Source organism: Rugosimonospora africana (genome assembly GCF_016862975.1).
In the GTDB taxonomy this organism is placed as follows: domain Bacteria; phylum Actinomycetota; class Actinomycetes; order Mycobacteriales; family Micromonosporaceae; genus Rugosimonospora; species Rugosimonospora africana.
In genome coordinates, this window is record NZ_BONZ01000118.1 from 24,798 (window position 1) to 34,716 (window position 9,919).

12 protein-coding genes are annotated in these 9,919 nt (G+C 68.7%); 3 read left to right on the forward strand and 9 right to left on the reverse strand.

What is annotated here, in order from left to right:
* Nucleotides 1–4 precede the first annotated feature (4 nt).
* The gene (locus Raf01_RS46415; protein WP_203924575.1) at nt 5–586 is read left to right on the forward strand and encodes a GrpB family protein; all 582 of its coding nucleotides are present in this window, start codon (nt 5–7) and stop codon (nt 584–586) included.
* 52 nt (nt 587–638) lie between these two features.
* Here Raf01_RS46415 and Raf01_RS46420 read toward each other — a convergent pair.
* The 4 genes from Raf01_RS46420 to Raf01_RS51135 form a co-directional block, all read right to left on the reverse strand.
* Nucleotides 639–1,468, reverse strand: a protein-coding gene (locus Raf01_RS46420) for an IS5 family transposase (RefSeq protein WP_203924584.1) whose coding sequence is annotated in 2 segments (ribosomal slippage) — nt 639–1,090 and nt 1,090–1,468 — 831 coding nt in all. Because the reading frame shifts where the segments join, the coding sequence is not laid out codon by codon here.
* Nucleotides 1,469–1,636: 168 nt separating this feature from the next.
* Nucleotides 1,637–2,383, reverse strand: coding sequence for a DUF1963 domain-containing protein (locus Raf01_RS46425; protein ID WP_203924585.1), 747 nt, complete (start codon nt 2,381–2,383; stop codon nt 1,637–1,639).
* Complete coding sequence (locus Raf01_RS50325; RefSeq protein WP_373319781.1) at nt 2,269–3,264, reverse strand: replication-relaxation family protein; 996 nt, start codon at nt 3,262–3,264, stop codon at nt 2,269–2,271. The genes Raf01_RS46425 and Raf01_RS50325 overlap by 115 nt, the downstream gene beginning before the upstream one ends.
* Nucleotides 3,219–3,371 carry a hypothetical protein gene (locus Raf01_RS51135; RefSeq protein ID WP_373319780.1) on the reverse strand — a complete coding sequence of 51 codons (153 nt, stop codon included), beginning with the start codon at nt 3,369–3,371 and terminating at the stop codon, nt 3,219–3,221. The genes Raf01_RS50325 and Raf01_RS51135 overlap by 46 nt, the downstream gene beginning before the upstream one ends.
* Before the next feature lie 568 nt (nt 3,372–3,939).
* On the opposite strand from Raf01_RS51135, the gene Raf01_RS46435 reads away from it, so the two are divergent.
* Nucleotides 3,940–5,106, forward strand: a complete 1,167-nt coding sequence (locus Raf01_RS46435) for a glycoside hydrolase family 75 protein (RefSeq protein WP_239134528.1) — start codon at nt 3,940–3,942, stop codon at nt 5,104–5,106.
* 116 nt (nt 5,107–5,222) lie between these two features.
* Nucleotides 5,223–5,486 carry an ABC-2 transporter permease gene (locus tag Raf01_RS46440; RefSeq protein ID WP_203924577.1) on the forward strand — a complete coding sequence of 88 codons (264 nt, stop codon included), beginning with the start codon at nt 5,223–5,225 and terminating at the stop codon, nt 5,484–5,486.
* Nucleotides 5,487–5,561: 75 nt separating this feature from the next.
* Here Raf01_RS46440 and Raf01_RS46445 read toward each other — a convergent pair whose 3' ends face one another.
* From Raf01_RS46445 to Raf01_RS46465, 5 genes are read right to left on the reverse strand one after another with little or no spacing between them, the layout of a single operon-like run.
* The gene (locus Raf01_RS46445) at nt 5,562–6,215 is read right to left on the reverse strand and encodes a hypothetical protein (protein WP_203924578.1); all 654 of its coding nucleotides are present in this window, start codon (nt 6,213–6,215) and stop codon (nt 5,562–5,564) included.
* Nucleotides 6,212–7,699 (reverse strand): hypothetical protein, encoded by a 1,488-nt coding sequence (locus Raf01_RS46450; protein WP_203924579.1) that lies wholly within the window; start codon nt 7,697–7,699, stop codon nt 6,212–6,214. Before Raf01_RS46450 ends, Raf01_RS46445 begins: the two co-directional genes overlap by 4 nt.
* Nucleotides 7,696–8,472, reverse strand: coding sequence for an ABC transporter ATP-binding protein (locus tag Raf01_RS46455; RefSeq protein ID WP_203924580.1), 777 nt, complete (start codon nt 8,470–8,472; stop codon nt 7,696–7,698). Before Raf01_RS46455 ends, Raf01_RS46450 begins: the two co-directional genes overlap by 4 nt.
* The gene (locus Raf01_RS46460; protein ID WP_203924581.1) at nt 8,469–9,191 is read right to left on the reverse strand and encodes a hypothetical protein; all 723 of its coding nucleotides are present in this window, start codon (nt 9,189–9,191) and stop codon (nt 8,469–8,471) included. Before Raf01_RS46460 ends, Raf01_RS46455 begins: the two co-directional genes overlap by 4 nt.
* A 14-nt stretch (nt 9,192–9,205) precedes the next feature.
* Nucleotides 9,206–9,766 carry an RNA polymerase sigma factor gene (locus Raf01_RS46465; protein WP_203924582.1) on the reverse strand — a complete coding sequence of 187 codons (561 nt, stop codon included), beginning with the start codon at nt 9,764–9,766 and terminating at the stop codon, nt 9,206–9,208.
* Nucleotides 9,767–9,919: the final 153 nt, after the last annotated feature.

The following is a 9,919-nucleotide window of genomic DNA, read 5'->3' on the forward strand; positions in this document are numbered from 1 at the left end:
CTCGTTGATCAGCGAAGGACAGCAGGGTGAACGCCTGACGGGTATTTTTCAGGACGTGGCGATCCAGGTCGACGACTACGATGATCGATGGCCGGTGCTTGCCGACGCTGCCTGTCGAGAGCTAACCGACGCGTTGCCGGGGATCTTCACGGTGATTGAACACATTGGCAGCACGGCGGTGCCTGGCCTGGCCGCCAAAGCCATCATTGACCTGATGGCCGCGGTGCCAACGCTAGGCACGATGGCGGCTCAGGAGGGGATGCTGGCAAGCCTTGGCTATCAACGCTACGAGACTGGGATGCCCAATCGGCTCTTCTACTTTCGCAACCGCGGTAGCCGCCGCACTCATCACCTGCATGTCGTCACGATTGACACTTGGCCCAGCCGAAATGAACGAGTGCTGAGGGACTATCTTCGCAGCCATCCCAAGGAAGCTGCCCGGTACGCCGAACGCAAACGCCAGCTGCTGAGTGCAGACGTCGACGCTGACTCCTACACCCGCGCGAAAACAGCCGTCATTCAGGAGCTGACCGATCGCGCACGGACCGAGCGAGGTCTGCCGCTGAGTCCTGTCTGGGAAGAATAGCGATCGATCGCGCTCCTCCTGGTGGCACCCGGGTCAGGAACGCACGGTGGTGTCATGGTGTGAGTCTGCGCCAACAGATGATGGCGTAGGCGAGTCGGAGGAACGCTTCATGGATGTCGTCGCGGATTTCCCAGCGGATGCGTAGGCGTCGGAACCAGTGCAGCAGTGCGAAGCCTTGTTCGACGACCCATCGGTGCACGCCCAGCCCCGAGCCATGTGGCTGGCCGCGGCGGGCGATGACCGGTGTGATTCCGAGTTCTCGCACTTTTCTGCGGTACTTGTCGTGGTCGTAGCCGCGGTCGGCGTAGACCTTGTCGGGCCGCTGTCGGGGACGGCCACGACGGCCACGTACCGGTGGGATGGCCTGGATCAGTGGTATGAGTTGGGTGATGTCGTTGCGGTTGCCGCCGGTCAGCGAGATCGTCAACGGGATGTGCGCGTCGGTGATCAGATGGTGTTTCGAGCCTGTTCGGGCACGGTCGACCGGGCTCGGTCCGGTTTTGGGCCGCCTTTCATGGCCCGGATGTGAGAACCGTCGATCACCGCCCGAGACCAGTCCAGGCCGTCGGCGGCATTCAGTTCGGCCAGCAGGCTCTCGTGCAGTCGCTGCCACACCCCGGCCTCGTTCCAGTCGCGTAGCCGCCGCCAGCAGGTCATTCCAGAGCCGAAGCCCAGTTCCTGGGGCAAGAACTCCCAGGGGATGCCGGTGTAGAGCACGAACAAGATGCCGGATAGGACCTTGCGGTCGTTCAGGCGCTTGCGGCCGGGGTGGTCCGAGCGACGGGGTACTGCCGGAAGCAGTGGGTGGATACGGTCCCACAGGTCGTCGGGTACGACCCAAGGTTGTTGCTGACCCTTCCTCACGACTTGATCAACGACCATCATGATCAATCTGTTCCAAGATCCATTCTGTTAGCAGTTCTAAGGCCGTTTCAAGCTGATGCCTCGCCCCTCCAACGCCCCGCCTCGTACCAAGGCGCGTGGAGTACGCGACGACCGGATGGCCGCGGCGGTTAACGTACGGGTCTACTCTCGCTAGTCCTGGCGGCCTCACCGCTGCCGGAGGAATGCGGCACGGCGACAAGACGTACAACGGAATCCGTAATCACAGCCACCGTCGCCGAAGTTCGCCGCAGTCTGATGATTGTGGCCTTCCTCCAGCTGCACGACGAATGACATCGGTTCGCGGCAAACGCTGCACGCGGGCGTCTCGTCGTTCTGAAGCCATGCCGGCAGGCCGCGGACCTGCCCGAGCACGTCCAGTACCGACCGGCCGGTATCCCGAGCCCAGCGCTCGCGCGCTTCCAGGTAGTCGTCGGTCTGGACCTGGACGAAGTCGACCGCGGACGTCTCCTCCAGCAAGCAGACGCCGTCGTCAGGCACCGAAACCACGTCCGTAGCGTCAGACCCGAACACGAACGCCCGGTTGCCGCCGGCATTGGCATCCCACTCATCGCAGAGTCCTGGATCGTTCTGGCACATGAAAATAGACAGAACGCCTGCACTCACCGGATCGACGTCACTGAGGCCGATCTGAGCCAGGAACTGCATCGGCCCCCCGCACTCGCGACACCGAGGCCACTCAAATCCCGGCGGTGTCAGCGGAACTCCGCCCGTGCGGGTACCTGGGGCGTTCGGCGCATCATCGCCGGCGTACTCATGAGCATCACCACGGGAGCAGACTAACCATCCGCAGAAGCAGTGGTCGGCGAAGGCCGGCTCTGGTCGGCCGGTGAGGCTCCGGAGCCGCCCCGGTCCGCTTGTCGGCGGGCATCTGACCGCGCAGCTGGCCGACAGATGGCCGCCCGCGCCGTCATGAATGCGTCGGGATGGCTAACGCGGGAGCCAGTGCCGCGCCGACGACCATCGAGTCGCGAGGTTAGGCGTCGATGCCTGTGAGGTCGGTGAAGCGGTGGGGGTTGGTGGCTGGGTTGTCGGGTCCGTGGTCGCTGGGCAGCTCCTGTAGCCAGCGACGGGGCCCGGGGTCGGACGTGAGGGTCCAGGCCGGGCCGGCGGGGTGCTCGGTGTGGATGCTGGTAAGCGACGGGCATGAGGGTGGGCACGCCGGCCAGGACGTGCAGCAGGTTTGTCTCCCGGCGTCGGCCGGGTACGCGCAGCAGTACTGGGTAGCGGGGGCCGAATTCGGCCAGCCGTTGGTAGCCGCGGAGTTTGGCCAGGACGACCGACAGCGGTTCGGTGCCGTTGTCGTGTTCGAGGAAGAACCCGACGTCGTGGCCTGCGGTGCGCCAGATGCCGTGGCCGTCGGGGTGGATGTCGGCGAAGGCATAGGCGGCCGTGGCGTGCTGCTCGGACCACCAGCGCAGAAGACCAGCGCCCGGATCAGTGCGGGCGTGGGCGATGAGGTCGACGAACAGCTGGTTGGTGCCCAGCAGGTGGGCCAGGCGGCGGCTGCCGACGATGCGTTCGGTGCGTTCGATACTGCTCCGCGCGCTCTCACCTGCGCCCGGGCGGGGTCGTTGAAGGTGGTCGGGTGGACGAGGGCGCCCAGCGGTCCGAGGGCGTAGAGGTACTGCCGGTGCCCGGTGGTGACGTCGACGAACCGGGTCACGGCCTCGATGCGGTGCAGGATGGCCAGTCAGAGGCGCGCGGAGCGGGCGGAGATGTACAGCGTTTAGGTGGTCTGGTCGGTGGTCAGGATGTAGTGCTCGGCGAGCCAGGCGAGCAGTTGATGGTCGCGAGGGGTCAGCCGGCGCAGGTGGTCCAGGCGGTTGCGGCGGCTGGTCGTTGACGGTGAGCCGGAGGACCGGGCAGACGTGGTGGACACGGATAAGTGCTCCTTCAGCGGAGTGGAAGGGAACCCCTCGTTCGGAGGGGTGTCTGAGTAGGAGGCGCCACGGATGTGAGCAGGCTCTGCCGCCGGTGCTGCACTGACAGATCCCTGGTCAGGCTTCTGCCAGCGTCCAGTGGTGATCAATGGTGATCGGTGGTGGAGGGAATGGTGAAGCACCGACGGAAGGCACCACGGAACCCCGTCGGACACTGTCCGTGGGTGCCAGCGGAGGCGCCGGCCGTCTATCCAAGGCTTGCTGGATATTACAAACGAGATGGGCTCCGCCGGACCCCCATAACCGTCCCAGGCAGGAGCCGGCTCGCGCTGACACGCACGTAGCGGTGCGTGAGGGCCCAGTCGTGCCGGTGCTGCCGCTCGGCAACGCGCGGATCTGTTTGATGTGAGTACGACAGGCCGAGTGAACCGCCCAGCCGACGGGCAGGGATGAGACTCGACCAGACGGTCGGGTCTCCGGCAGGCGGAAAAGATGATTACGTGCAAGAGATATACATGCTTCGATCTGTCAATCAGTCTTCCTAACGATTGACGGAGGTATCTCACGATGTCATCGACCCGTACGCGCTTCGCGGTGGCGGCCGCCGCAGCTCTCGCGCTGGCCATCCCGCTCGCCATCAGGAACGCCGACGCCGCCACGACGCCCACCGCGGCCGCCGCATCGCTCACGCCCGCCCAGGCACTGGCCGCCGTTCAGGCGAACATGACGAGCGCGAACCAGGTCAACACCAAACCGCACATCAACACCATGACCCGGGCCCAGAACGTGAACGTGTACCAGGTGGCGCCCGGCGTCTACGCCTACACCTCCAGCATGGCTATCGACGATGACGGCAGCGACCCCGATCCCGACCCCGATCACCAGGGCGAAACGACTTTCCAGGACAGCAACGGCAAGCAATTGGCCGCACACCACGTGCCGTTCTACGTACTGGGCGACGACTGCTGGGACCGTAAGACCCCCTGCCCGCACTTCTTCTACAAGGAACACAACATCAAGGGCCGGCAGTTCGCGCTGATGTTCTACAACGGCAAGGTCATCGGCTCGATCTTCGGCGACACGCAGACCGCGAACAATCAGACCACCTCGGACAACGATTCCCGCGAACTGGGCGAGGCGTCTGTGAAGGCGGCTTCGCTGCTCGGCATCCCGAGCAGCGGCACCACCGGTGGTGTCGACAACGGCGTGACCGTCGTGATCTTTTCCGGCTCGTCCTGGGTCGTGAACGGCACCAACGCCAACCTCAACGCCAACGCCCAGGCCATGGTCCAGCAGGCCCTGGACAGCCTCGGCACAGGCCCGGGAACGCCGCCCACGACTCCGCCGACGGGTAGCACGTTCGAGGCGGAGACCGGCGCACTGTCGCCCGGTGGCACGTTCGACTCCAACCATCTCGGCTTCACTGGTACCGGCTTCGCCAACACGGCCAACGCGGTTGGCGCATACGTCGACATCCCGGTAACGGCAGCCACCGCCGGCACCGAAACCCTGAGCTTCCGGTATTCCGACGGCACCACAGCGGCGCGACCCGCGACCATCTCGGTCAACAGCACCTCACGCGGCACGCTGAACTTCCCGATCACCGCCAACTGGGACACCTGGGCCACCGCGTCCATCTCGGTGCCCCTGACCGCAGGTACCAACACCATCCGGATCACCAGCACCACCGCAGGCGGCGACGCCAACATCGACTCGGTCACCATCTCCCAGTAAAACCCGCCGTTCACATACGTCCCGGTCCGGCCGGCGGGCCACCTCCCGTCGTCCGGGCCGGTCCGTCTCCACCGGCCGACCGTTCGCGGACCAACGACCGCCGCAGGCGCGCAACGATGCCGGCAGCACGAACCCTCGAATTCCCCATCGGATTCCTCGGAAACCCGTTCGTCGCCATCTCCACCATGCCCGCATGGCTCGGCGCCATCGCACTATGGAACCCACTCTCCTCAACCGTCTCGGCCGCCCTCCAGCTCTTCGGCGACCCCACCGGGGCCACCCCCTCCTGGATCACAGATCACGCGATCCTCATGGCAGTCGCCTGGCCACTGCTGCTCATCGCCGCCTTTTTCTCGCTATCCCTACTAGCTGAGCGGTGACTTCTTGCGGCGCCCGCAGGCTCTCGGGTTTCATGGTCCGGGGTGCGGCCGGCTACCGCACCCCGGTACCGGTTGTTACTCGCGGGCTGAGTCGCGGGCCCCACGCACTGTGGTGACTATGACCCCGGCGGCGAAGACGAGGGCGGCGCAGATCGCCGCGCCGCGGTCGTGTGGCGGGCGGGCGGGCCAGATCCACGGCGTCTGCCAGCCGTAAGAGAGCGCAAACTCGGTCACCAGCCAGTAGACGACGGGAGTGATCCAGGCCAGTGAGCCGCCGAGCACGGCGGCCGACAGCAGGGCGATGCCCGCCAGCCCGGCGGTGTTACGCAGCATGGCCAGGTCGCCGTCGGGCAGGTGCGCGCCTGCAGATGCGGCGGCCAGCACACCGGCCGCAGTGCCGGTCAGCGCCAGCGCGGTGCTCAGCCGCAGGTAGGGAAGCCACCGGCCGGTGATTCGTTCCGGCTCGCCGAACGGGCTGCGGGTGGTGACGGCGATGACCATGGCGGTCCCGGCCTCGATCGCCAGCGGCAGTTGCTGGGGGCCCGGGTGCGGGGCCCAGTTGCGCCATAGCGCCGCCCGCAGCACGGCGGCGCACGCGGCCAGTACCGCGAGCGTCATCGGTACGCTGCGGCTGGCCAGGTGCAGGCGCACCAGGCGCAGCCCTGCGCCGGCCGGTGTCAGCCGCGGCCGGGCCAGCGGCGCCGGCTTCCGTAGCGCGGCGGCGGTCATGGCAGCTGCGCCAACGTGACGTGCCCGGCGCGCAGTGTGGACAGGTGGGCGGCGAGCCAGGCGTGCCGGGTGGCCGCTGGGAGCGCGGCGAACCGCTGGGCCGCCGCGTAGGCGGGCGAACCGGCCGGTGGCATCTGCCCTGGGGTTGGCAGGCCGACGCCGGGGGGTGGCAACGGCACGTTGGCTGCCTTCAGCAGGGCCGCCGCAACCGCCTGCTGCGCCGGGCTGCCGCCTCCGGAGCTGTCGACGCCGATGAGAGTCCGCGTGATCGTTGCCGCGGCCGCGAGTTGAGGCGGATCAACGAAGTCATCGGTGGTGTAGCGGCTATTCGGCACCGTGTCGGTCGGCACGAACACCGTCAGGTGGAGCACCGGCGGGCTGCCGTCGATCGTCGCGTCGGCGTCGAACTGCAGGCTGGCGGTCTGGGTGACGCGGACCGGCGCGCCGGGCAGCCCGGCCACCTCGCCGAGCAGCGGATCCAGGGCGGCGATCAGTGCGGGCAGGTACGTCTTGAAGGCCGGGTGCAGGCAGACCGGGATCGTGGAGCCGCCGTGGTCGCAGGCCGGGGTGTAGGGGGTCGGCCGGTCACTGGCCGTGTCGTGCAGGGCGGGGATGACCACACCGTTGGCCGTGACGTCGGAAGTGCCGGCCAGCCCGACCCCGGTGCCCGCGGCCGCTAGGCCGGCCACGGTGACCACCGCGGCGGCGGAACGCAGCCGCCATCCCCCGGCGATGGCCGGCAGGCCCAGCGCGCCGAGCACCGCGACCGCGATGCCGCCGTAGAACATCAGCTGAGCGATGGACAGGTCCGGGATGAAGGAGTGGAAGATCCCCGCGCTGGTGCCGAGGGTCTCGGTGGACAGCGGCGAGAGCCGCCCGACCGCGTCGCTGTTGGCGCTCGGGCTCACCACCACGAGCAGCATCAGCGTGACGACCACGACCAGCGGCGGCGTGAACCGGCTGGACAGCAGTGCCCCGGCGGCGAAGCCAAGAGCAGTGGCTGCCGCGATGCAGGTGGCGCCGACCGCGAGCGGCCACCACACGGGGCCGCCCCAGGTGGCCTGGGCCGCGGTGACCCCGTACAGCACGGCCGCGCAGCCCAGGTAGGCAGCCTCCGCCCAGCAGGTGGTGGCGGCCCAGCCGGACAGCTGCCGGACCCAGCCCGGCCGGGCGGTGACCCCCACCAGGTCGGTGATGCGGCGGCGGCCGTCCCGCGACCCCGTCCACGCCGCCACGCCCGCCACGAACGGCAGGAACTCGAACATGGCGCGCCACTGCATGGCCATGCCTCGCACCGTCCACAACGGCGGAAGGCCCGTGGCCCGGCGGTAGGTATCGAACCAGAACAGCGCGGCCAGCAGCGGCAGCGTCCAGATCATCGCGTTGCGACGCAGCTCCAGGCGCAGCAGCCGCCCTGCCGCTACCGGGACGACGCGGGTGACGCGCGGCGTACGGACCCGCGCCGGTACTCCCAGGGCCGTCATGACCGCGCCGCCGCTGCGGCCGTGGCCCGCGCCTGCGCCAGAACCGCGCTGTAGCCGCGTTCCAGCGGCGCGTCGCCCGCCGCACCGGCGCCCTCAGCGCCCGCGGTCAACTCGCCCGGCGTACCGCGAAAGACGATCTTCCCGCCGTCCATCAACGCCACCTCGGTGCAGGCGGCGCCGACGTCCTCGACCAGGTGGGTGCTGACCACGACGGTGGCGCGCTGGCCGAGCTCGCGCAGTAGGGCGCGGAAGGCCACCCGTTGCTCGGGATCCAGCCCGGCGGTCGGCTCGTCGAGCAGCACCAGTTCGGGATCGTTGACGATCGCCTGCGCGATGCCGGCCCGGCGCAGCATCCCACCGGAGAGGGTACGCAGCTTCTTGCGTGCCCGATCTCCCAACCCGACCCGCTCGATGGCGGACGCGACCGCGGCGGGTATCCGCTGTGGCGGCATCTCCTTCAACAGCGCGAAGTACTCGACGAACTCCGCCACCGTGAAGGACGGGTAATGGCCGAAGTTCTGCGGCAGGTACCCGAGCCTGCGCCGGATCTCCTTGCGCGGCCCGTATGACCCGGGGTCGCGGCCGAGCAGCCGCAGCCGACCCGAGGACGGACGGATCACCGTGGCCATCATCCGCAGCAGCGACGTCTTGCCGGCGCCGTTCGGCCCAAGCAGACCGAACACCCCGGCACCCACCTCCAGGTCGACGCCGGCAACGGCCTTGAAGCGGCCGAAGCGCCGCGCCAAGTCCGTGATCACGATGTTGTCGTTCATGCTGTTCCTCTCGGGATACGGGTCGCATACCAGGCGATCGCGCCGCACACCGCCGCGAACCCCAGGTACGGGAGGACAAGAGACGATTCAGTGACCACGACGGTGAACCGGCCGGCGACGACCTCCCCGGACAACACCGTGATCAGCCAAGCGGCCAGGCCAGCCGCCACGCCCACATTCGCCGACCCCGCGACCGTCGCGGCAGCCAGCGCCAGCGCGCACACCGCGGTCATCGGCACCAGCCAGCTGAATGTGACCGCAACCGCGGCCCCCGTCGCAGCCGAGGCGGCCAGCCCGAGCGCCGCGTTCAGCGCGAACACCGCCAAAGCGCGGACCAGCAGTACCATCCGGTCGCTGACCGCCATGCTGCACGACAGCTCCCAAGCCGGATCGGTCCCCGGCCCATACGCGTACGCGATGCCCGCCCCAGCCACCACCGGAGCCAGCAGCGCCACCAACGGCTGACCCGTGCCCGCCGCCGCGCCCGCGCCGGCACCGAACACCACGACGCTGGCAATCAGCCACGGCAGCAGCAGCGACGGCGTGGTCAGCAACGCCCGGGCCAGACCGGGCGAACGCAGCAGCCGGCCGGCCAGCCGCTCCAGCCAGCCTGGCTCGCGGCGCCACACGTCCGCCGCTATCCGCAACCAGACCCGGCCGAGATCGACGTCACCGGGGCCAGGCGGCTGTTCCCGCACGTCCTCGTGACTGCCTACCATCCTGTCACCACCGGTCATCGGTCACCTCCATCCGGCACCGGCTCGTGGGGCCGTAGCGCCGCACGCAGCAGCTGCCGTGCCCGGTGCGCCCGGCTCTTCACCGTGCCCTCCGCAACCCCCATCAGCTCGGCCACCTCCGCGACCGTTCGGTCCTCGACGTACATCAGCCGCCACACCTCACGCACCGCGCTGCCCTCCGGTCCGAGCACCTTCACGGCATCGGCGACCTCCGCCGCCGACAGAGCCGCTTCCGCCGGGTCACCAGGGTCCCGCCCGTCGGCCGCCTCTACGGCAGGCAACAGCACCTCGGCCGGCCCGCGACGGCGCAGCCACGCCGCCGCCTGCCGCCGCGCGATCCCCCACAGCCAGCCGCCCACCGAACCCTCCAGCCGAAAGCCACGCGCCCCCCGCCACACCGCCAGAAACGTCTCCTGCAGCACGTCCTCCACATCAGCGGCCGGCAGCACCGCACGCAGCCGCCCGGCAAGCCACGGCGCATGCCGGCCGAACAGCTCCCGCAGCGCGGTGTCATCGCCCTCCGCCACAGCGGCGATCAGCGCATCGTCCTCGTCCATCACTTCACTGTTGCGACCTGGCGGCATCAGGTTCATCCCGATCAGCACGAATCTTGGGCCGAACCTAGCCGCGGAAACTCACGCTCCACTGAGCTCGGCCTACGGCGTGTCTCGACGTCGGATCAGTCCGCGGTACCGGTTGGTTGGTGGGGG

Coding starts and splice junctions, on each gene's coding strand:
- Raf01_RS46435 (WP_239134528.1), top strand. CDS start 3,940: ATGTCATCGACCCGTACGCGCTTCGCGGTGGCGGCCGCCGCAGCTCTC.
- Raf01_RS46440 (WP_203924577.1), top strand. CDS start 5,223: ATGCCGGCAGCACGAACCCTCGAATTCCCCATCGGATTCCTCGGAAAC.
- Raf01_RS46445 (WP_203924578.1), bottom strand. CDS start 6,215: ATGACCGCCGCCGCGCTACGGAAGCCGGCGCCGCTGGCCCGGCCGCGG.
- Raf01_RS46450 (WP_203924579.1), bottom strand. CDS start 7,699: ATGACGGCCCTGGGAGTACCGGCGCGGGTCCGTACGCCGCGCGTCACC.
- Raf01_RS46455 (WP_203924580.1), bottom strand. CDS start 8,472: ATGAACGACAACATCGTGATCACGGACTTGGCGCGGCGCTTCGGCCGC.
- Raf01_RS46460 (WP_203924581.1), bottom strand. CDS start 9,191: ATGGTAGGCAGTCACGAGGACGTGCGGGAACAGCCGCCTGGCCCCGGT.
- Raf01_RS46465 (WP_203924582.1), bottom strand. CDS start 9,766: ATGGACGAGGACGATGCGCTGATCGCCGCTGTGGCGGAGGGCGATGAC.